Below are 21732 nucleotides of genomic sequence, written 5' to 3' on the forward strand. Positions count from 1 at the left end.
TGCTTAAACTAAATTTTATTTTCGGTATCCTCATTAATCCTTGACTCTAATTGACTTATTCTCTTTTGCTGTAAAGCAACTAACCTGTCAATTTGTTCTCTTTCCCATTTTTTGTTCATGAATCGATCTGTGATGTAAACTTTTATAAAGTGCAGTATAAAAATGAAGAACCATATGGTAATGCCCCATAAGCACCAATTTTGCTCTGTTGAAGCTCCAAAACCAAAAAATCTATTTGCAATGAAAATAAATAAACTTCCCAGTAGAAAAAGTACAAAATGAAAATAAAGGATTTTTTTTTGTCTTATACGTCTTCTTGCATACTCGTATTGTTCGTGCACTTCTTTTTCCATACCGATATAAATGAGATTATAAAGTTAGAATTTATTTTTAAAACACCGTATTTTGACTGCAGAATATTTGTTTGAAAATGAGTTGTAAATAAATATACAAAAAAAATATACTCTTTAAATTGTTGATGCAATTAAAAAAACGGACTGTTTTTGCTATTATCACAAATCGGAATTGTATTGTGAAAAGTTTAGTTGAATTTATGTAATTTTATTTTCTATAAATCTAAAAGCTAAATAGTTATGTCTTTAAAGAAACAATTTATCAAAACAAAACCAGTTGTAAAAGTTACTTTTTCTATAGATGCCAAAGATGCTGATTCGGCAGCAGTTGTTGGAGATTTTAATAACTGGAATCCTGAAGAAGGAACTTTGAGTAAACTAAAGAATGGAACATTCAAAGCTACGTATGACTTAGTAAAAGACGCCATTTATGAATTCAAATATGTAATCGACGGTATTTACATTAATGATCCTGAAGCAGATTCATATAAGTGGAATGATTTCGCCGGTAGTGAAAACAGTGTTTTAGTAGTATAAAAAAATCCGCTTAAAATTTTAAGCGGATTTTTTTTGTTTTTATACAGCAACACTTCCTTTTATGCCCGCATGCGGTTCATAGTCAACAAGTGTGAAGTCATTATAGTCAAAATCGAAAATATTTTTAACAGCTGGGTTTAGAATCATTTTTGGAAGCGGTTTTGGCTCACGAGTCAATTGTAATTGCAATTGTTCAAAATGATTGTTGTAAATATGTGCATCACCAAAAGTATGAATAAAATCGCCTGGTTCTAAATCGCAAACCTGCGCAATCATCATAGTTAATAGTGCATAAGAAGCAATGTTGAAAGGAACTCCTAAAAATATATCAGCGCTTCGTTGATACAATTGACAAGACAATTTTCCTTTAGTTTCTCCTTTTTCGGCATCTGGTGTCGCTACATAAAACTGGAAAAAGGCATGGCAAGGAGGTAATGCTGCCTTATTGTTGGCTACATTTTCTTCAAAAGATTTTTTTGTGTCTGGTAAAACAGATGGATTCCAAGCTGAAACCAACATTCTGCGGCTGTTTGGATTAGTCTTTAATTCGGTAATTAATTCCGAAATCTGATCAATTTCTTCGCTGTTCCAATTACGCCATTGATGTCCGTAAACAGGTCCTAAATCTCCGTTAGAGTCTGCCCAAGCATCCCATATCTTTACTCCGTTTTCTTGTAAATATTTAATATTCGTATCACCTTTTAAAAACCAAAGCAGTTCATAGATGATCGATTTTAAGTGTAATTTTTTTGTTGTAACCATTGGGAAACCTTCACTTAAATCAAAACGCATTTGGTATCCAAAAACGCTTTTGGTTCCAGTTCCAGTTCGGTCTCCTTTTTGGCAGCCGTTTTCTAAAACGTGTTTTACTAAATCTAAGTACTGTTTCATTGTTTGTTTATTTGTTTAATCATGGATTTGTTTAGTCGTTAGATTGATTTAACAAATACACAGTTTCGATTAACCATTAAAATTTATCTTTTCGAGATTTCGTCTCTAATTTTTGCAGCTTTTTCATAATCTTCCTGAGAAACCGCCTGATCTAAAAGTTCATTTAGTTCTTGTAAACTGTGTTTTGCGTAAACATCTCCAGATTGATTACTTTCCTCTTCATGTCCAAATGTTTCTGGGTTAGAAAGCACATCGTCAATCTCCTGAGAGCCTTGATCTGTTTCGGCTGTATTTGATTTTAAATAAATCCCAGCTTTGTCCAGAATGTTTTTATAAGTGAAAATTGGAGCATTAAAGCGTAATGCTAAAGCGATAGCATCTGATGTTCTAGCATCAATAATTTCTTCAATTTTGTCTCTTTCGCAGATTAAACTTGAGTAAAAAACTCCGTCTACTAATTTGTGAATGATGACTTGTTTTACAACAATGTCAAACCTTTCAGCAAAGTTTTTGAATAAATCGTGAGTTAATGGACGAGGAGGTTTTATCTCTTTTTCTAAGGCAATAGCAATTGACTGGGCTTCAAAAGCGCCAATAACTATAGGTAATTTTCGTTCGCCGTCAACTTCATTCAAAATCAAGGCATACGCGCCATTTTGAGTTTGACTGTATGAAATTCCTTTTATGGATAATTTTACTAGACTCATATATGTTTGTAAAACGGGCACTTAGCACCGCATTTTAATACTTTTTTTGATTGAAAAATAAAGGTGCAATTTTAATCAAAAAATATGGAACAAAAAAGCTGCCTTAAAACAAAGATACGATTATCTTGTTTTTAGGCAGCTATATTTTTAAAGAGAATTCTTGAATTAAGAATGTTGCGCTTTGAAAGCTTTTAATTTCTCTGTTAATTGAGGTACAATTTCAAATGCATCACCAACAATACCATAATCAGCTACTTTAAAGAAAGGCGCTTCTGGATCGTTATTGATAACTACTTTTACTTTTGATGAGTTGATACCTGCAATGTGCTGAATTGCGCCAGAAATTCCAATGGCAATATATAAGTTTGTTGCAACTGGTTTTCCTGTTTGCCCAACGTGCTCGCTGTGAGGTCTCCATCCTAAATCTGAAACTGGTTTAGAGCATGCCGTTGCAGCGCCTAAAACAGCTGCTAAATTTTCAACTAATCCCCAGTTTTCTGGACCTTTTAATCCTCGTCCTCCAGAAACTACAATATCAGCATCAGCGATAGATACTTTTCCTGTTACTTTTTCTACAGATTCTACTTTTACGCCAAAATCATTGTCTCCAATTGTTGGATTAAAATCTTCTTCAGCTGCAGATCCTGCGCTTTCGAAAATTCCGTAAGAGTTTTTAGCTAAACCAAGAACTTTTACATCTGTATCAATTTGTGTAATATTGAAAGCTTTGTTTGAGAAAGCATTTCTTTTTACTTGAAATGGAGATGTGCTGACAGGTAATCCAACAACATTTGAAGCGAAACCAGCTTCTAAAGCTACTGCAACTAATGATGAAAGGTAGATGCTGTCTGTTGTAGAAGAAAGTAAAACTAGTTTAGTTCCTTCTTTTTGTGCTGCTTGTTTAATTACATCAGCATAAGCTTTAGCAGTAAAACCAGCTAATTTATCGTTGTTTACTTTCAGAACTTTATCAACGCCGTATTTAGCTAATTCGCTTACATCGCTGATGTTTACAGTTAAAGCTGTAACGGTTGTTCCTAAACTTTCGGCTACTTTTTTAGCATAAGAAGCTAATTCGAAAGCTACTTTTTTAAATTTTCCTTCTGCAGATTCTGCATATATTAATATTGACATAATTTTTTGTTTAAAAGTTTAAAGTTTCAGGTTTCAAGTTTTGCAAACTGAAAACTGCGACTGAATACTGATTACTAGATTACTTTCGCCTCGTTGTGTAATAAATTGATTAACTCATCTAAATTATCTGCAGAAACTAATTTTACTGCTGATTTTGGAGCTGGTTTTTCAAATTTAACTGCTTTTGTATTTACAGGAGCGTCAACAGGTTCAAGGATGGTTAAGGCCTTAGTTCTTGCTGTCATAATTCCTCTCATGTTCGGAATACGTAAATCTTTTTCTTCTACTAAGCCTTTTTGTCCACCAATGATTAAAGGAAGAGTAGTGCCTACGGTTTCTTTTCCACCATCAATTTCGCGAACAGCTTTTACATTGCTTCCATCAACAGTTAAGGCTGTACAAGAGTTTAAGAAGTTGTAACCTAAAATTCCCGCGATCATACCTGGAACCATTCCTCCATTATAATCTAAAGATTCTTTTCCTGCAATTACAAGATCATAACCTCCGTTTTTAATTACTTCTGCTAATTGTTTTGCTACAAAAAAGCCATCAGTTGGATTTGCGTTTACACGAATTGCTTCGTTTGCACCAATTGCCAAAGCTTTACGTAAAGTTGGTTCAGTGTCAGGACCTCCAACATTTACCACTGTTACATTTGCGCCTTGCTGCTCTTGAAACCAGATTGCACGAGTCAATCCAAATTCGTCATTAGGGTTAATTACATATTGTACACCATTGGTATCAAATTCAGAGTCACCATTGGAGAAGTTAATTTTTGAAGTAGTATCAGGTACATGGCTGATGCAAACTAATATTTTCATAAGTATATATTTTGGATTTATAATATGCTTTTACAAATTTAGAATTTAATTTGGAATAATTATACTATGCATGCATAATATTTTTAAAAACTATTACGATTTCGAAGATTTAGAGTTTTAGCTTGAAATTGATAAGAAAATAGCCTGGAAGGATTTTATATACGTTTTCTTCTGTAAAATTGTCAAATCGTGTTATAGAAATTTGTTGATTGTTTTGAAGATTTAGAATATCATTGCCTATCAGGCTAATTTCTGCTTTAGATTTTGGAAAAACATATCTAAATTTTGGACTTAACGTATACAGGTCACTAGATGAAGTATTCGAGATGAATTTTTTATACGAAAACTTGCTGACAAAGGAAAGGTTCTTAGAAAGTTTAAAACTTGCTTCGGTAAAGGGATTTATGACGGATAAATAATTTAGAGACAATTCATCTTTGTAGTCATCTTTTGCAAATAAAATACCTGTTTCTATCTGGAAACTAGTTTTTTTGAATCTCGAAAGAAAAGAAAAGTAGCCCGATATTGATTTAGTGTTTAAGTTTTGATCTTCGTTATTAGAGAAAAAAGTTTTGTTGCTATCAGAATAAGAAATACTTCCTCGTGCCGAAAATGGGATTTTAGAAAATGTCTTTTCTAAAAACAACATTGAGTTAAATCGATCTTCAAATGGAGCTAATTTATAAGAGATGGTATTTAAGGTAGAACTAGAAACGGAATTGCTGGAAAGTATATTTTTTGCTTTGAAATAGGAGAAATTGGAGACTATTGATAGTTTGTTTTCTGAATTAAAGTAAAAGTAATCCAGTGCTATTTGTTGATTTGGGAATACCATATCAAATGATATATCTTGATTTTTAAAAATTGTTCGATAGTTGCCAATAACTTGATTTTGTAGTAAGTTCTCTACTTTATTCAAATCATTATTCTTGCTGTAAGATAATTTGATGTAATGATTTGAACTAAACTCATTTTTGAACATAAATTTTGGCGCAAAAAACGTTCTTGAGCTTAACTCGCCATTAAATGTATAATTGATTTTAGAATAAACTAGTGATGAAGTAAAAGAAGCTTTTTGAGATAATTTAAATTTAGTGTCAAAACCTAAACTGTTGCTTTTTTTGTTAAAATTTAGGTCGTTTTCAAATTGCGAGAATTGAATTTCACTGTTTAGAAATGTTTCCTTTTTTTCAAATGTTTCTAAGAACAAACTAAAATTAACCTTCTTTATTTTGAAAAAATAATCAGCCTTAAGAGCAAATTCGTTTTTATGGATTTTAGTTTTTTGAAAAATCTCATAGTTCGAATCTTCAAATAATAAATCTAGAAATTCGTTATTGGAATTTATATTTAAGTTGTTCGATGACTCTTGAATATTTTGTTTAAATGTTATGTTTAGACCTTTGTTTTTTTTGAAAAGATTGTTGAAGTTTATTTGATGATTAAAATCAAAATTAGAAAATGCTATTTGGTTAAGGATAAGATTTGAATTGTTTTCAATGTCAGATTTATTGCTTTTATCTAAGCCTGAAAAAGAAGCTTTATAGTTTAATAATGATTTTTCGGTAAACTTGTAAGCAATATCCAGATACGAAATATTGATTTTTGTTTTTTCAGTTATGTCTTTTAGTTCTTTATTAATTATTGGATTTGGTTCTGTAAAATATTCTTGTGTAACGGATTGTTGTTCTAATTGATCTGTATTGTTGAAAATAGTGTAAAAATTGATCTGCATTTTCTTTAAAGGAGAATACTTTAAATTTAATCCAGTAAAATAAGAAGATCTGTTTTTAACACTATTTCCAATAGTTAAAAATCTCGGAAGATCCTCATTTTTTGAAAAAGTGGTTTCTCGGGAAGTGTTTCCTTCTTTTTGAGCTATAAAATTCATATAATCATCTATAGAGATAGCGAGTTGACCTGTGTTGTTTGAATCACTAATTAAGCTAGTCAATAGTTTTTTTCTGAAGCTGAATAAAGTAGTGTGTAATCTATATTTAGCATTGTCTCCAATTCCAGCTTCAACATTTCCAGTTATTTTATTTTTAAATTGTTCCTTGATGTTTATGTTTAATGCTGTGATATCTGACTTTTCAGTTGTTTTTAGATTTTTAAATTCAGTATAATTTTTGATAAGCTCTATGTTTTTAATCATTTCCGAGCCAATATTTTCGGTTGCAATTTTTTGTTGATCTATAAAAAATTCTTCACCATCAATCAAAAGTTTGTCAACCGTTTTGCCATTTGCTTTAATTTTTCCTTGTTGATCAATGTCAAGTCCTGGAAGTTTTTTGATAACATCTTTTAACGTTTCTTCTGTTCCGTTCATGAACTTTTCTATTCTATATCTCAAAGTATCTCCAATTTCAGTAACGCCTTTTCCTTCGTTTTTTACGATTACATCTTTTAGTTCAATTTGGTTTTCATGCAGCGTTATACTTCCAAGATTTAAGATTTTATCACTTACTTCAATTTTTTTTATTAACGAAGCAAAACCAAACCCAGTTATTTTGAGATTATAGGTTGCCTTTTCTTTTACTTCCAACTTGAAAAAACCTAATTTATCAGTTTGAATAAATGCCAGAGTATTGTCTGTTTGAACATTTTTTATTTGTACAGTTGCTTGATCAACAGGAATGTTTTTAGAGTTTATGATTCTTCCTGTAATAATATTTTGGGATTGTAATGTTATAGTGAAAAACAAAAAAAGCAGGTAGACTGCTTTTTTTAAGTAAAATTTATTTTGGCATATAATAAAAAGCATAGTTTATTTTCGTTGTGCTTTATATTCTTCAAAACTTATTTCCTTGGCTGTATTATTAGGGATTTCAATAGTAGTGGTTTCATCACTGAAAGCTAATTTTTGAAATACTAAGATTGATTTATCATCTAGCTCTAACTGAATTATAAAACCAGGCAATCCACTGTAAAACATTGGTCCGTCACTTACTGGGATTTCTTCAGAATACCATGCTGTAATATTCTGGTTTGCACCAAAAGAAGTGTTTTTTGTTGTTGCTTTTTTGCAAAGAAACCCATTTATAGTTTTGCTTTCGGGATGTAGTTTCCAATTCTGAGTAGGAAGGTCTGTTTTTACATTTACATCTTTTCCATCATTTGTCTGAAGGACTTTGTATATTTTTGAATCAAAATCTTTGTAATTAATTACGGCAGAGGACAAACGTATTGTAGCTGTGGTTGGTATTTTATCTCCATATTTTTCTATATAAGTCGTGTCTGTGTAGGACTTTTGAATACTTATAAGTGTTTGAATTGACTTTTTTTGAGAATAAACATAGCTAAAGGTTTCTGGTTTTTTTGCTGTTTCAAGCAAAGCACCATTAGTAGATTTTAATGTTTGCTTAGTGTATATTCCTTTAAGACTCTGGGAGTAATTTTGAAAAGAAAATAATATGAAAAGCAGTAAAGTTATAGTTGTTTTCATGCGTGTTTTTTAATGTTAAAGTTGTTTTTTATGCATTTTTAAAAGAAATATACAGTGTTAAAAAAGCTGTATAAATTTGGAATTTTAATCATAGTCATAATGTAGTCATAATGCATTGGCAGGTTTTTGAGGTGGTTGTGTCAACGTTTATTACGTTTTTTGTTGTGGTATTAGATGCTGAACAACCAAACAGAATACCAACTTTAAGTGTTTTGGATTGAGTTTCATTTAAAATATTTGATACTGCTATTTACTGTTTTTACTTCAATATTGGTTTTTACATTACTTGAAAATGTTACTAAAGCAACAATCGGTAAAAAAAAGCGTTTCATAATTTATGACGTAATAGGTTAATGCTTACAAAGCAATATAAAAAAAGCAGCTTTTTTGTGTTTTTTATTTGCTATTTTTTTAGTATTTAACAAAGATGCTGTTAAAAACGCAGTTCCTCCTGAGTATTGTTGTTCTGTTCTTGTGTAATCGAGTTTGAAAGGGAAAAGGAAAATGGAGGATGAAACGATAGTTTGTCTAAAAAGAGTTCTACAAGGATTAAGTGTTAATTTTACGCGTATTATATCGATTTCGTAAATATCACAATAAAGCTAAAAAAGTTAAAACCTATAGAGAGAAAGAAGTTCATGCGATTTTAAACTTAATTTATGCTTTTAAGTGATTTAAAATATTTATTTTTGCTCTTCAGAAAATTCAACATACAATATAAATATGAGAACAATACAATTTAGAGAGGCCATTTGCGAAGCGATGAGCGAAGAGATGCGTCACGATGAATCCATATATTTAATGGGCGAAGAAGTTGCAGAATACAATGGAGCATACAAAGCTTCAAAAGGAATGCTTGCTGAGTTTGGCGAAAAAAGAGTAATTGATACTCCAATTGCTGAGCTTGGTTTTACAGGAATTGCAGTAGGTTCAGCTATGAACGGCTGTCGTCCTATTGTAGAGTATATGACTTTCAACTTCTGTTTAGTTGGTATTGATCAAATTATAAACAACGCTGCTAAGATGCGTCAAATGACAGGAGGACAATTTAATGTGCCTATCGTTTTCCGTGGACCAACAGCTTCTGCAGGTCAATTAGGAGCAACACACTCTCAAGCTTTAGAGAACTGGTTTGCAAACACTCCAGGTCTTAAAGTTGTTGTACCGTCAACTCCTTATGACGCAAAAGGACTTTTAAAATCTGCAATTCGCGATAATGATCCAGTAATTTTCATGGAATCTGAGCAAATGTATGGTGACAAAGGTGAAGTGCCAGACGGAGAATACACTATTCCATTAGGAGTTGCAGATATTAAACGTGAAGGAACAGATGTAACTATCGTTTCTTTTGGTAAAATCATCAAAGAAGCTTTTATCGCTGCTGATGAATTAGCTAAAGAAGGAATCTCTTGTGAGATTATCGACTTAAGAACAGTTCGTCCTATGGATAAAGATGCAATTCTTAAATCGGTTAAAAAAACAAACCGTTTAGTAGTTCTAGAAGAAGCTTGGCCGTTTGCTAGTATTTCTTCTGAGATTACTTATATCGTTCAAGAGCAAGCTTTCGATTTCCTTGATGCGCCAATTCAGCGTATTACAACAGCAGATACTCCAGCACCTTACTCTCCAGTTTTATTAAAAGATTGGCTGCCAAATGCAGGTGATGTAGTAAAAGCAGTTAAAAAAGTATTGTACAAATAATACACATATAAAATACACATAAAGCTTCATCAGTCATATTTATTGATGAAGCTTTTTTATTGATGAAGCTTTTTTTGCCAGATTATGAAAAGAATAATTTTACTCAGCCTGTTTTTTGTATTTGCTTTTGTAAATATTGCTGCTGCACAGACAAAAGTGAGTGGAATTGTTTTAGATAAATCTAATCAGCCGGTTCCGTTTGCAAATGTTGTTTTTAAAGGATCAAATACAGGAATAGTCTCTAATGAAGATGGTCGTTTTTATCTAGAATCTCCAAATACTTATACTGCCTTATTAGTTACTTCTGCAGGATTTTCGGATCGTGAAGTACCTTTGGAAAAAGCAGTAAATTATGATTTTAAAATTGTTTTAAGTGAAGCCGAAGCACTTAATGAAGTTGTAATTTATACCGGAAAAACTTCCAAAAAGAATAATCCCGCATTAGACATTCTTCGAAAAATATGGGAACGAAAACGTAAAAACGGACTTTATCAGTTCAATCAATATCAGATGCAGAAGTACGAGAAAGTTGAGTTCGACATGAACACAATCGATAGTGCTTTTATGAAAAATAAACTCTTTAAAGGAATGGAGTTTGTTTTTAATCATATTGATACATCAGATGTTACTGGAAAAACCTATCTGCCAATTTTTATCAATGAATCAGTTTATGATGTTTACGGCGATAATAAAATAAAGAAAGTAAAAGAAAATCTTACCGGAAATAAAATGTCTGGTTTTAATGGTAATCAGCAGATTTTATCATTTGTAAAAGATCTTTATTCAGATTATAATATTTACGATAATCACCTTAAGTTTTTTGATAAAAGTTTTACGAGTCCGCTTTCTAAAACTGGAATTGATGTTTATAATTATGTCTTGAAAGACAGTGCTTATATTGACAAAAAATGGTGTTATAATATTGTTTTTTACCCAAGACGTAAAAACGAATTAACTTTTAAAGGAGATTTTTGGGTCAACGATTCTACTTTTGCGATTAAGAAAATTAATATGGGCGTTACTAAAAGTGCCAATATTAACTGGGTAAAAGATATTTATATTGAACAAGAGTTTGAGGTAGAAAACGATTCTGTTTTTCTTTTAACTCGTGATTATATGATGTCTGATTTTGCTTTAAATAAAAAAGAAAAATCAAAAGGAGTTTATGGAAAACGAACCACTTTATATCGCAACCATAAATTCAATATTCAAAAACCCGAGAAATTTTACAAAGAAGAAGTCAACTTTGTAGACAATGCTGTTTATGAGCGACCTCCTGAATTTTGGGAAGAAAATCGATTTGAGAAACTAAATAAAGATGAAGCAGGTATTTATAAAATGCTTGATACATTGCAAACCGTCAAGCGATTTAAGCAGTTGTATAGTCTCGTCTCGATTTTAGGAAGCGGTTACGTCGAATTTAAAAACTTCGATTTTGGACCTATTTTTTCTACGTTTGGCTACAATGAAGTCGAAGGTATAAGAATAAGAGCTGGAGGAAGAACTTATTTTGGACCAAATGACCCTTGGCGTCTTCAGGCTTATACAGCTTATGGTTTTGACGATAATAAATTCAAATACGGTGTTTCAGGAAAATGGATGATCGACAAAAAAAACAGAATCATTATTTCAGGAGGAAACAGGCGCGATATTGAACAAATTGGAGCCAGTTTAACCACAACAAATGATATTTTAGGACGAAGTTTTGCATCGTCAGCATTATTTACGACAGGAAGCAACGGAAAATTAACCAACATTAATTTGAGTAATGTTTCCTTTGAAATGGAGCCTAAAAAGAATTTTATTGTTCAAGCAGGTTTTTCTTATCGAACATTAGAATCAGCTTCAAAGACTTTTAGTTTAGATTATTATACAACATTACCAAGTACTGCAAATCCTGCCGGCGTGGTCGAAAGTATGGTAAAACAGTCAGAAGCAAATATTCAGTTTGAATATATGCCAAACCGTAAAACAATTGGATATGGAGTTGAACGCAGCTTAGTTGACAGTCCTTTTAGTCATTTCTTTGTTAACTTTAGTTATGGTATTAAAGGCGTTTTTGACAGTGATTTTGCTTACGAAAAAATTCAATTGTTTTATAAACAGCCGATTATTATCGGGCCATTAGGAAGGTCAAATATTATTCTTGAAACTGGAAAAACATGGGGTACAATTCCGTTGGGATTAATGAGTGTAATTCCTGGAAACCAGACCTATTTCACGATTGAAAATACGTTTAGTAACTTGAATTTCTATGAGTTCATTACCGATCAATATACTACTTTGCAATGGAATCATGATTTTGGAGGAAGGTTATTTGCCAGAGTTCCTTTTATGAGAAAACTAAATTGGAGAGAATTTGTTGGTATAAAAGCAGTACACGGAACCATTTCAGATGCGAATCGCGCTATAAATGCTTCAGGTCAGCCTTATAATGCACCAGAAAATGTATATTGGGAATATAATGCAGGAATTGGGAATATTTTCAAAGTATTTAGAATTGATTTCTCTTGGAGAGGAAGTTATTTAAACACTCCAGATGCTAATAAATTTGCAGTAAAAGGATCTTTCGGATTCTATTTTTAATGATATAAGATGTAAAGCATCAAAGTTGCAAAGTCGCAAAGGTTTAAAATCTTTGCGGCTTTTTTTTCTTAAATGTTTTTTACGCAGATTTTTTTAATTAAAAATTGTAAAATCTGCTTTCATCAGCTTAAATCTGCGTGAACTAAAACTTTGCGTATCTGCACCTTTGTGAGATTCTTTTTTGCTTAATTTTGAAATGGACTTAAAACCAATTTATGCAAGAAGCCATTGATTTTCTATCTGATAAAAATCCAATATTTCATCAAATTATTGAAAAATATGGATTGCCGCCAATTCCAAAACGTCCGCAAGGTTTTGAGACATTGGTATTGCTTATTCTCGAGCAGCAAGTTTCGATAGATTCGGCGAAAGCCACATTCTTAAAAATTAAAGGCTATACAACGTGTAATCCAGAAACGATGTCGGTTTTATCAGATGAAGAATTTCGGAATCTTGGTGTCAGTCGTCAGAAAACCAAATACATTAAAATTTTAGCTGATGCAGTTTTAGACAAAGAATTAGATATTGAAAGTTTAGCTCTAAAAACTGCGGTTCAAGTTAGAGAAGAACTCATAAAACTAAAAGGAATTGGAAATTGGACTATCGATATTTATTTAATGTTTTGTTTGCAAGAGCCTGATTTAATTCCGCTTGGAGACATTGCAGTAATTAATACGATTAAAGAATTATTGGATATTCATGATAAACAAGAAATGGAAATTCATGCCCAGCAATGGAGTCCGTACAGATCTTATGCAACATATTTACTATGGCATTATTACTTAAATAAACGAAATCGTAAGATTACCTATTAACTGCCTGTTTTTTAAAACAAAACTAGGCAGATTAATGTAGTTTTTTATTGTGAAAAAAGGATTCTTTAGTTACTTTTGCAACCGAATTTATAGAAACAATAAAAAACGAAAATGACCGCAGACAAACTAACAACTTTCGATGTATTAATCGAAATACCAAGAGGAAGCAGAAATAAATATGAGTACGATTTTGAAATCAAAAGAATGCGTTTCGACAGAATGTTATTCTCTTCAATGATGTACCCTGCTGATTACGGATTTATTCCTGAAACTTTAGCTCTTGACGGTGACCCTCTTGATGTATTGGTTTTGGTAAACGAACCAACTTTTCCTGGATGTGTTATGGAAGTAAAACCAATTGGTGTTTTCCACATGGCAGACGATAAAGGACCAGACGAAAAAATTATCTGTGTACCAGTTTCAGATCCAATCTGGAATTCTTTAACTGATTTATCAGATATTAACCCTCACTTAGTTAAAGAAATCGAGCACTTCTTCCAAGTGTACAAAGATCTTGAAAACAAAAAAGTAGATGTTGAAGGTTGGGGAGACGTAAACGAAGCTTATGCAATTATTGCTGAGTGTACAAAACGTTTTGATGATATTGAAAATAAACCAGAGGGATTATTTAGCATTAAATAATTTTAACCCTTTTCTAATATAAAAAAAGCAATACTACCGTCAGGAGTATTGCTTTTTTGTTTAAATTCGTTTTAGTTAGATTGTTGACTATTAACCAAAAACCATTACTATATTATGAATTCATTTATGATTTACCTGCCAATTGTTATGGCAATTTTAGGATTACTTTTCATGGGAATAAAAAGGGCTTGGGTTTTAAAACAAGATGCGGGCGACGGTAAGATGAAAGAGATTTCAGATTACATTTATGAAGGAGCATTAGCCTTTTTAAAAGCTGAATATAAATTATTAACCATTTTTGTAATTATTGCCAGTATTGCTTTGGCAGGAATTACTTTTATTCCAGGAGTACAAACTCATTTATTAATCGTAATAGCATTTATTTTTGGGGCTTTATTTTCTGCGTATGCTGGAAATATTGGAATGAAAATAGCGACTAAAACAAACGTTAGAACTACTCAAGCAGCTCGTACAAGTTTACCTCAGGCATTAAAAGTTTCTTTTGGAGGCGGAACTGTTATGGGATTAGGAGTTGCAGGTTTAGCGGTTTTAGGTTTAACAGCTTTCTTCATATTATTCTTTAATCTTTTCTCTGACGGAGTTTGGAAAGATACTGAAACAATGACTGTTGTTTTAGAGACATTAGCCGGATTTTCACTTGGTGCTGAATCGATTGCTTTATTTGCAAGAGTTGGAGGCGGAATTTATACTAAAGCTGCCGATGTTGGAGCTGATTTAGTAGGTAAAGTTGAAGCTGGAATTCCAGAAGATGATCCTCGTAATCCTGCTACAATTGCAGATAACGTTGGAGATAATGTTGGAGACGTTGCAGGTATGGGAGCTGATTTGTTTGGATCTTATGTAGCAACCGTTTTAGCGGCAATGGTTCTTGGTAATTATGTTATTAAAGATATGGGCGGAAGTATCAATGATGCTTTTGGCGGAATTGGACCAATTTTACTTCCAATGGCAATTGCTGGTTTTGGAATTTTGTTTTCGATTATTGGTACAATGTTAGTTAAAATTACTGATGATAATGCTAAAGAAGCGCAAGTTCAAAAAGCATTAAATATAGGAAACTGGGTTTCTATTGTTTTAACAGCTATTGCTTGTTTCTTCTTGGTAAGACACATGCTTCCAGAAGTAATGACAATGCAATTTTTTGGAGAAGGAGCACAGCAAATATCTTCAATGCGTGTTTTTTATGCTACTTTAGTTGGTTTGGTTGTTGGTGGAGCAATTTCGTCGGTAACTGAATATTATACAGGATTAGGGACAAAACCTGTTATGGCAATTGTTCAAAAATCATCTACAGGAGCGGGAACAAATGTAATTGCTGGTTTAGCAACCGGAATGATTTCTACTTTTCCAACTGTATTATTGTTTGCGGGTGCCATTTGGATTTCTTATGCTTTGGCAGGATTTTATGGTGTTGCTTTAGCGGCTTCGGCAATGATGGCTACAACAGCAATGCAATTAGCAATTGATGCTTTTGGACCAATTTCAGACAACGCGGGTGGAATTGCAGAAATGAGTGAATTGCCTAAAGAAGTACGTACAAGAACAGATATTTTAGATTCTGTAGGTAATACAACTGCAGCGACAGGAAAAGGTTTTGCAATTGCTTCTGCGGCATTAACTTCATTAGCGTTATTTGCAGCGTATGTTACCTTTACAGGAATCGATGGAATTAATATTTTTAAGGCACCAGTTTTAGCCATGTTATTTGTCGGCGGAATGATTCCGGTAGTATTCTCAGCTTTAGCAATGAATTCTGTTGGAAAAGCAGCTATGGATATGGTATATGAAGTACGTCGCCAGTTTAAAGAAATTCCTGGAATTATGGAAGGAACTGGAAAACCTGAATACGGAAAATGTGTTGAGATTTCTACAAAAGCAGCTTTACGCGAAATGATGCTTCCGGGAATCTTGACAATTGGTTTTCCAATTGCAATTGTACTTTTAGGAAAATTAGTTTACGCAGACAATAATCAGTTAATAGCTGAAATGTTGGGAGGATATATGGCAGGAGTTACTGTATCTGGAGTTCTTTGGGCTGTTTTTCAAAACAATGCCGGAGGAGCTTGGGATAATGCTAAAAAATCTTTTGAAGCTGGAGTTATGATAAACGGCGAAATGACTTATAAAGGTTCTGATGCGCACAAAGCAGCGGTAACTGGAGATACAGTTGGAGATCCGTTTAAAGATACATCTGGACCGTCAATGAACATCCTTATTAAGTTAACTTGTTTAATTGGTTTGGTAATTGCACCAATTTTAGGAGCAGGACACGCTGATGCTGGAATGGCAGGAAAAGGTTCTTGCTGCGCTAAAACAGAAATGCATGCAAGTGTAAATTCTAAGTGCGGTGATATGTCTGGAATGACAAAAGAAGAATGTATTGCAATGTGCAAAGAAAAAGGATGCTCTGAAGAAGAAACAGCAAAATGCTTAGCTCATTTTGATCAAAAAGGTAAATATCAAAAAACAGATTGTTTTGATACTAGTAAATATGAGAAAAAATCTGTTCGAGTTGAAATTACAAACGTAAACGGAAAAACTAAAGGAACTGTAACTAAAACCGAAAATGGTAAAACAACCACAGAAGTTTATGAAGGAACCGAAGAAGAAGTTCAAGCAAAAATTGATGCTGCAAAATAAAGAACATTAAGAACTTTGTCAAAGTTTCTTAAAAACAAAAATGCCTCTAATATTATTAGAGGCATTTTTTATTTCGTGTAAATCTGTGCAATTCGTGTTCTAAAACAACCCGTTCAATTCAGCATCAATTCTATTGATAATGTTTCCTAGATCTTCAGGATTATCAACGAAATTGATATTGTCAACATCGATAATTAATAATTTTCCTTTAGTATAAGTCTGAATCCACGCTTCGTATCTTTCGTTCAAACGGCTTAAGTAATCAATAGAAATTGAGTTTTCATATTCGCGGCCGCGTTTGTGAATCTGTCCTACTAAATTAGGAATAGAACTTCTTAAATAAATCAATAAATCTGGTGCTTTTACCAAAGACTCCATTAATTCAAACAAAGACGTATAGTTTTCAAAATCACGACTTGTCATTAATCCCATCGAATATAAATTGGGAGCAAAAATGTAAGCATCTTCATAAATCGTTCTGTCTTGAATGATTTTTTTTCCGCTTTCTCTAATTTGCTGTACCTGACGGAAACGACTGTTCAAGAAATATATTTGTAAATTAAATGACCAACGTTCCATTTGATGGTAAAAATCATCTAAATACGGATTATCAACAACATCTTCATAATGGGGTTCCCATTTAAAGTGCTTCGCTAATAATTTAGTCAGAGTAGTTTTTCCTGCGCCTATATTTCCTGCTATTGCTATGTGCATTACGGTGTTACGATTTTATAATTTGCAATTTCTTTAGCTGTAAAAATAGATAAAATTTGGTCTTTGTAATAGAATTTATTAAACGTTTTTTCTAAAATTTCAATTTCAAAATCTTTGGCTGTATTTACTTTACTAATGTCTTTATAAAACAACAAATTAGCTTTGCTGTAAATGTATTTTTGAGGGCTTATTATTTCAATTTTATCAAAGTCTGGTACATTTCCCAAACTTGAAATTTTCCCGAAAATATCACATGAAAACCAGTTATTTTTTTTATCAATCCAGTAAAAAGTATTAAAATCAGTTTGGTAATACTTTATGCTTTCGGTCAACGGAATTGAAACTGTTTTGTATTCATTTTTCAAATAATCAAAAAGACCTATCTGCTGATTTAAAGTATTGAAAATCCAAAGCTGATTTTGAGTTGACATTCCCATTGCTCCAGCTATTATTGGAATTGAATTTTGAGAAAAATTAATCTCCGTCATTTTATTTAATTGATTGTCTAATAAAACAACGCTGTTAAAATCTTCGTAGTATAATAAAATTTTAAGCGGATTTTGAATGTCAACTTTACTGATGTTTCCTAAAGCGACATTTTTATATTCAAAGATCTCACGGCCCTTTGTTTTTCTAAAAACGTTATTTTTTATGTCATAACCATATCCAAAAGAATCAAAGCCGATAAAATCGTCAATATCAACTATAAATCTAGAAACAACATCAGGTTTTAATTTTTGGGTTTGCCCAAAGAAAGTCGAAAACGAGCACGAAATAAACAGCAGTAAAAAAATATGACGATATGTTTTGCTCATAAAAGATTTGGTTTCGAAATGCCAAAGTACAAAAACCGCGTAAAAGAAACTCTTAAAATTAGAGTTTTAGTCATTTTATAGTTTAAACCTTTCTAAATTCTAATAGTCTTACAAAAACTTAATTTTGTCGATGACATTCTAAGATTGATATATTTAATTTTCAGTATTTTAAAAATAATAATACATTTGAGTGTAAGTTTTGAAAAGCTTACCGAATTACAAAAAGAAAGAAATGAAAAAAGGATTTTACTTGCTTTTGATTCTTGTTTTTAATCAAGTACAAGCACAAAAAGATTTTCAAGGATTAGCGGTTTACGAATCTAAAACTCAAGCGCCTAAATTTGAAGGTGTGAGAACTGGAAATCGCGATATAACGCCAGAAATGCAAAAAAGTATGGAAGAGCGTCTGAAAAAAATGCTTGAGAAAACATTTATTTTAAATTTTGACAAATCGGCATCAATTTATAAAGAAGAAGAAAAACTGGAAACTCCCGGACAGCAAGGCGGCGGAATGCGAGTTATGATGAATTCGTTTATGGGTGGCGGTGGCACTTTTTATAAAGACGTTAAAACAAAATCGTATACTGTTGACAAGGAATTCATGGGAAAAGAGTTTCTAGTTGTAGATTCGCTTCCAAAATTAGAATGGAAACTAGAACAGGAAACCAAGCAAATTGGAGGTTACAATTGTTTTAAAGCAACTGCGGTTAAAGAAGCTAGTAAAACTGATTTTAGAAATTTCAGACCTAAAAATAATGATGACAAAAAGGATGAGGTAAAAAAGACTTCAGGAGAAACTAAAACAAATTTTGAAGACAATTTTGAAATCCCTAAGCAAATCATAGTTACCGCTTGGTACACACCAGAAATTCCAGTTAATCAAGGACCAGAAAATTATTGGGGACTTCCGGGTTTGATTCTAGAAGTAAATGATGGCAAAACTACAATTTTGTGTTCCAAAATAGTTTTGAATTCCAAAGATAAAGTGGAGATAAAACCATCGAAAAAAGGAAAAGTTATTTCTCAAAAAGAGTATGACGCAACAGTGATTAAAAAAATGGAAGAATTTAGAGAAATGAATCGTGGACGCGAAGGTGGTCCAGGTGGAGGAAATACAATAATGATCAGGCGATAAAACGCTAACTCTAAAATATTTATCCTAATTATTTTCTTGATGAACAAGACGCTTTTTTTATTCGCCTTATTTTTTACTTCTATATCTTTTTCTCAGAGTATTCGTTTTGATGGAGTTATTCAGGATGAACAAAAAAATCCGTTGGAAATGGCCAATATTATGGCGGTTAACAACGGGACAAAAGCAATGGATTCCTATGGGATTACTAATGATAAAGGGAAGTTTCAGCTTACTTTAAAATCAAATACTTCTTATACAATCAAAGTAAGTTATCTTGGAATGAAATCTAAGGAAATTGCCGTTTCGGTCAAAACTGAAAACATCAGCCAGAATATTGTTTTAGATGGAGCAGGAATTGAATTGGAAGGAGTAGAAATTGTGCGTGAAATGCCGGTTTCTATAAAAGGAGATACAATTGTTTACAACGCTGATTCATTTAAATCTGGAACAGAAAAAAAACTCGAAGATGTTTTGAAGAAGTTACCGGGAGTTGAAGTAAATGCCGATGGAGAAATTGAAGTTGAAGGGAAAAAAGTGAGTAAATTGATGGTTGAAGGCAAAGATTTTTTTGACGGTGATACCAAGTTAGGCGTAAAAAATATCCCAGCTGATGCCATTGACAAAGTGCAGGTTCTTAGAAATTATAACGAAGTAAGTGCTTTAAAAGGTTTAGAAAACGATCAAGATAATGTTGCAATGAATATCAAACTAAAAGAAGGAAAGAAAAACTTTTGGTTTGGAGATGTTACTGCGGGAATTGGAGTTGCAGAATTAGACAGTCGATATATTATTAACCCAAAGTTGTTTTATTACAGTCCAAAATACAGCATTAATTTAATCACCAATTTTAATAATATTGGAGAACTGCCGCTTACAGCACAGGATTATTTTAAGTTTACCGGCGGTTTTAAAAATATGATGAAAAAGGGAGGAAGCTCTTTTAATGTTTCTTCAAATGATTTAGGAATTTCTATTTTAAGAAATAATCGCGCCAAAGAAATTGAAACCAAATTTGGAGCAACAAACTTCGCCTATTCCGTTTCAAAAGCATGGAATATTAGCGGTTTTGGAATACTTTCGACCTCAAAAACAGATCTTGAAACCAAATCGCAGACTACAATTCTTGATTCTGGAGATCAGCAAAAACGCGATGAGTTAACACATCAAAAGAATAATTTAGGACTTTTTAAATTAAGTTCAACCTATAAACCAAATGATAAATTTCAGTTTGATTATGATATTTTAACCAAATTGTCAAAGCAAAATGAAGATACTGATTTGCTGCGCGAATCAATTGTAAATAATGCCTCAACAGTTGAAACTATTTTGACAGGTAAAAAACAAGATCCGACCTCAATAAATCAAAATTTGAGTTTGTATTATACACAAAGTGCCAAGAATATATTTGCCTTTGAAATGCAGCATTTATATCAAGATGAAAATCCGTTTTATAATGCCAATTTGCGTACGCAGCCATTTGATTTGTCAGGTTATATTTCTGGTCAAAAAAGGAATGATCTCAATCAAAACCGATTTGTAAAGACTAATAAACTGGATGCTAAATTGGATTATTATTATATGGTAACGCCAAAAAGCAACATCAATATTACTTTAGGAAACACGTATTCGTATCAAGATTTTAATTCTCATATTTTTCAGATGTTGGATAATGGAGACAAAAATGATTTGAATGACACAGCCAATAATAATGATGTAAATTATAATTTTGATGATGTTTTTCTAGGTTTTCATTATAAAATTCTAACAGGAAAATTTACTTTGACTCCCGGAGTAAGCGTGCATTCATACCAAATGACTAATACACAATTAGGGACAAACTATTCGCAAAATTTCGTAAAAGTACTGCCTGATTTCTTCGCCTTATATCAAATCAAAAAATCAGAAACGCTGACCTATAATTTCTCTTTAACAAATGATTTTACAGATATTAATCAGTTAGCGGCAGGTTATGTTTTGTCTGATTACAGCAGTTTATTCCGCGGTAATAGATTTTTGGAAAACGCCACTTCGCAAGTGCATTCGTTGCGTTACTTTAAATATAACATGTTTAATTTTGAGAATATTTTTGCCAATGCATCTTACACAAAAAAAGTAGATGCCATAAAAACTAAAGCCGATTTTGAAGGAATTAATCAATCATCATCGCCATATAACTCCAATTTAGCCGATGAAACTTTTAGCGGAATGGGAACTTACGGGCGTTCCTTCTTAAAAAAATATAAAGCGTCGGCAAGCGCAAGTTTAAACTGGTCGAAATTCAATAATATTCAGAATGATAAATTGGCAACGACAGAAAGTTTCGTTCAGAGTTATACCGTAAAAGCATCAACAAATTATAAAAACTTCCCTAATATTGAATTTGGTTATAATGCCTTAATCAATAAATACAGTGGCTCTACTTATTATACAGACAAACCTTTTGCTCGACTAGATTATTACTTTTTAAATAGTTTTTCGTTCGTTTCAGAATATGAATTCTATCATTATTATAATGGAAATAAAAGCGTAGATAACGAATATGATTTTTTGAGCGCGAGTTTGATTTATCAAAAAAAGAACAGTAAATGGGAATATAAAGTGTCTGCAACAAACCTATTAAATACAAAATATCTTAACGACGACAGTTTCTCACAGTTTTCTACAAGGGTTTCTCAATATACTGTACAACCAAGATATATCATATTCTCAATGAAATACAATTTATAGTATTTTAGTTACATTATTTTAGTTTTAAGTGTTCCGATTCAGACAAGA

Annotated in this window: 17 protein-coding genes; 8 read left to right on the plus strand and 9 right to left on the minus strand. The window is 32.2% G+C overall.

Annotated features, from left to right (window positions below):
• Positions 1 to 8: 8 nt before the first annotated feature.
• Complete coding sequence (locus tag B0A81_RS07460; RefSeq protein WP_089057442.1) at positions 9 to 353, minus strand: 2TM domain-containing protein; 345 nt, start codon at positions 351 to 353, stop codon at positions 9 to 11.
• A 240-nt stretch (positions 354 to 593) separates the two neighbouring features.
• On the opposite strand from B0A81_RS07460, the gene B0A81_RS07465 reads away from it, so the two are divergent.
• Positions 594 to 890: an isoamylase early set domain-containing protein gene (locus B0A81_RS07465; RefSeq protein WP_089052558.1), complete on the plus strand. Its 297-nt coding sequence runs from the start codon at positions 594 to 596 to the stop codon at positions 888 to 890.
• Positions 891 to 929: 39 nt separating this feature from the next.
• On the opposite strand, the gene B0A81_RS07470 is transcribed toward B0A81_RS07465, so the two are convergent.
• The 6 genes from B0A81_RS07470 to B0A81_RS07495 form a co-directional block, all read right to left on the minus strand.
• Positions 930 to 1781: a thymidylate synthase gene (locus tag B0A81_RS07470; RefSeq protein WP_089057443.1), complete on the minus strand. Its 852-nt coding sequence runs from the start codon at positions 1779 to 1781 to the stop codon at positions 930 to 932.
• Positions 1782 to 1864: 83 nt separating this feature from the next.
• Positions 1865 to 2488, minus strand: coding sequence for a bifunctional nuclease family protein (locus B0A81_RS07475; protein ID WP_042566126.1), 624 nt, complete (start codon positions 2486 to 2488; stop codon positions 1865 to 1867).
• A gap of 165 nt (positions 2489 to 2653) precedes the next feature.
• Positions 2654 to 3622, minus strand: a complete 969-nt coding sequence (locus B0A81_RS07480) for an electron transfer flavoprotein subunit alpha/FixB family protein (RefSeq protein ID WP_089057444.1) — start codon at positions 3620 to 3622, stop codon at positions 2654 to 2656.
• Between the two features lie 74 nt (positions 3623 to 3696).
• A complete protein-coding gene (locus tag B0A81_RS07485; protein WP_089057445.1) occupies positions 3697 to 4443 on the minus strand; it encodes an electron transfer flavoprotein subunit beta/FixA family protein in 747 nt (248 codons plus the stop codon).
• A gap of 109 nt (positions 4444 to 4552) precedes the next feature.
• Positions 4553 to 7147 (minus strand): carboxypeptidase-like regulatory domain-containing protein, encoded by a 2595-nt coding sequence (locus B0A81_RS07490; protein ID WP_165768044.1) that lies wholly within the window; start codon positions 7145 to 7147, stop codon positions 4553 to 4555.
• A 63-nt stretch (positions 7148 to 7210) separates the two neighbouring features.
• Positions 7211 to 7888, minus strand: coding sequence for a GLPGLI family protein (locus B0A81_RS07495; RefSeq protein WP_089057447.1), 678 nt, complete (start codon positions 7886 to 7888; stop codon positions 7211 to 7213).
• A 723-nt stretch (positions 7889 to 8611) separates the two neighbouring features.
• Between B0A81_RS07495 and B0A81_RS07500 the strand changes: the two genes are divergently transcribed.
• The 5 genes from B0A81_RS07500 to B0A81_RS07520 all read left to right on the plus strand — a co-directional run bounded on the left by B0A81_RS07500 (position 8612) and on the right by B0A81_RS07520 (position 16293).
• Positions 8612 to 9589 carry a pyruvate dehydrogenase complex E1 component subunit beta gene (locus tag B0A81_RS07500; protein ID WP_089052563.1) on the plus strand — a complete coding sequence of 326 codons (978 nt, stop codon included), beginning with the start codon at positions 8612 to 8614 and terminating at the stop codon, positions 9587 to 9589.
• A gap of 84 nt (positions 9590 to 9673) precedes the next feature.
• Positions 9674 to 12175: a DUF5686 and carboxypeptidase-like regulatory domain-containing protein gene (locus B0A81_RS07505; protein WP_089057448.1), complete on the plus strand. Its 2502-nt coding sequence runs from the start codon at positions 9674 to 9676 to the stop codon at positions 12173 to 12175.
• Between the two features lie 215 nt (positions 12176 to 12390).
• On the plus strand, positions 12391 to 12990 hold the full coding sequence (locus tag B0A81_RS07510; protein WP_089057449.1) for a DNA-3-methyladenine glycosylase family protein: 600 nt from the start codon (positions 12391 to 12393) through the stop codon (positions 12988 to 12990).
• Positions 12991 to 13101: 111 nt separating this feature from the next.
• Positions 13102 to 13632 carry an inorganic diphosphatase gene (locus tag B0A81_RS07515; protein ID WP_089052566.1) on the plus strand — a complete coding sequence of 177 codons (531 nt, stop codon included), beginning with the start codon at positions 13102 to 13104 and terminating at the stop codon, positions 13630 to 13632.
• Between the two features lie 114 nt (positions 13633 to 13746).
• Positions 13747 to 16293 (plus strand): sodium-translocating pyrophosphatase, encoded by a 2547-nt coding sequence (locus B0A81_RS07520; protein ID WP_089057450.1) that lies wholly within the window; start codon positions 13747 to 13749, stop codon positions 16291 to 16293.
• Between the two features lie 99 nt (positions 16294 to 16392).
• Here B0A81_RS07520 and B0A81_RS07525 read toward each other — a convergent pair whose 3' ends face one another.
• Positions 16393 to 17007: a deoxynucleoside kinase gene (locus B0A81_RS07525; protein ID WP_089052568.1), complete on the minus strand. Its 615-nt coding sequence runs from the start codon at positions 17005 to 17007 to the stop codon at positions 16393 to 16395.
• On the minus strand, positions 17007 to 17822 hold the full coding sequence (locus tag B0A81_RS07530) for a hypothetical protein (RefSeq protein ID WP_089057451.1): 816 nt from the start codon (positions 17820 to 17822) through the stop codon (positions 17007 to 17009). The genes B0A81_RS07525 and B0A81_RS07530 overlap by 1 nt, the downstream gene beginning before the upstream one ends.
• A gap of 232 nt (positions 17823 to 18054) precedes the next feature.
• Here B0A81_RS07530 and B0A81_RS07535 point away from each other — a divergent pair, with 232 nt between their 5' ends.
• On the plus strand, positions 18055 to 18957 hold the full coding sequence (locus tag B0A81_RS07535; protein WP_089057452.1) for a GLPGLI family protein: 903 nt from the start codon (positions 18055 to 18057) through the stop codon (positions 18955 to 18957).
• A gap of 39 nt (positions 18958 to 18996) precedes the next feature.
• The gene (locus tag B0A81_RS07540) at positions 18997 to 21684 is read left to right on the plus strand and encodes a carboxypeptidase-like regulatory domain-containing protein (protein ID WP_089057453.1); all 2688 of its coding nucleotides are present in this window, start codon (positions 18997 to 18999) and stop codon (positions 21682 to 21684) included.
• Positions 21685 to 21732: the final 48 nt, after the last annotated feature.

The sequence above is a fragment of the Flavobacterium plurextorum genome (assembly GCF_002217395.1).
Classification (GTDB): Bacteria; Bacteroidota; Bacteroidia; order Flavobacteriales; family Flavobacteriaceae; genus Flavobacterium; species Flavobacterium plurextorum.

Excerpts from the sequence above, each read along its gene's own strand:
- B0A81_RS07500 (WP_089052563.1), top strand. The coding sequence starts at position 8,612 with ATGAGAACAATACAATTTAGAGAGGCCATTTGCGAAGCGATGAGCGAA.
- B0A81_RS07495 (WP_089057447.1), bottom strand. The coding sequence starts at position 7,888 with ATGAAAACAACTATAACTTTACTGCTTTTCATATTATTTTCTTTTCAA.
- B0A81_RS07525 (WP_089052568.1), bottom strand. The coding sequence starts at position 17,007 with ATGCACATAGCAATAGCAGGAAATATAGGCGCAGGAAAAACTACTCTG.
- B0A81_RS07485 (WP_089057445.1), bottom strand. The coding sequence starts at position 4,443 with ATGAAAATATTAGTTTGCATCAGCCATGTACCTGATACTACTTCAAAA.
- B0A81_RS07535 (WP_089057452.1), top strand. The coding sequence starts at position 18,055 with ATGAAAAAAGGATTTTACTTGCTTTTGATTCTTGTTTTTAATCAAGTA.
- B0A81_RS07470 (WP_089057443.1), bottom strand. The coding sequence starts at position 1,781 with ATGAAACAGTACTTAGATTTAGTAAAACACGTTTTAGAAAACGGCTGC.
- B0A81_RS07520 (WP_089057450.1), top strand. The coding sequence starts at position 13,747 with ATGAATTCATTTATGATTTACCTGCCAATTGTTATGGCAATTTTAGGA.
- B0A81_RS07465 (WP_089052558.1), top strand. The coding sequence starts at position 594 with ATGTCTTTAAAGAAACAATTTATCAAAACAAAACCAGTTGTAAAAGTT.
- B0A81_RS07515 (WP_089052566.1), top strand. The coding sequence starts at position 13,102 with ATGACCGCAGACAAACTAACAACTTTCGATGTATTAATCGAAATACCA.
- B0A81_RS07480 (WP_089057444.1), bottom strand. The coding sequence starts at position 3,622 with ATGTCAATATTAATATATGCAGAATCTGCAGAAGGAAAATTTAAAAAA.
- B0A81_RS07475 (WP_042566126.1), bottom strand. The coding sequence starts at position 2,488 with ATGAGTCTAGTAAAATTATCCATAAAAGGAATTTCATACAGTCAAACT.
- B0A81_RS07530 (WP_089057451.1), bottom strand. The coding sequence starts at position 17,822 with ATGAGCAAAACATATCGTCATATTTTTTTACTGCTGTTTATTTCGTGC.
- B0A81_RS07540 (WP_089057453.1), top strand. The coding sequence starts at position 18,997 with ATGAACAAGACGCTTTTTTTATTCGCCTTATTTTTTACTTCTATATCT.
- B0A81_RS07510 (WP_089057449.1), top strand. The coding sequence starts at position 12,391 with ATGCAAGAAGCCATTGATTTTCTATCTGATAAAAATCCAATATTTCAT.
- B0A81_RS07460 (WP_089057442.1), bottom strand. The coding sequence starts at position 353 with ATGGAAAAAGAAGTGCACGAACAATACGAGTATGCAAGAAGACGTATA.
- B0A81_RS07505 (WP_089057448.1), top strand. The coding sequence starts at position 9,674 with ATGAAAAGAATAATTTTACTCAGCCTGTTTTTTGTATTTGCTTTTGTA.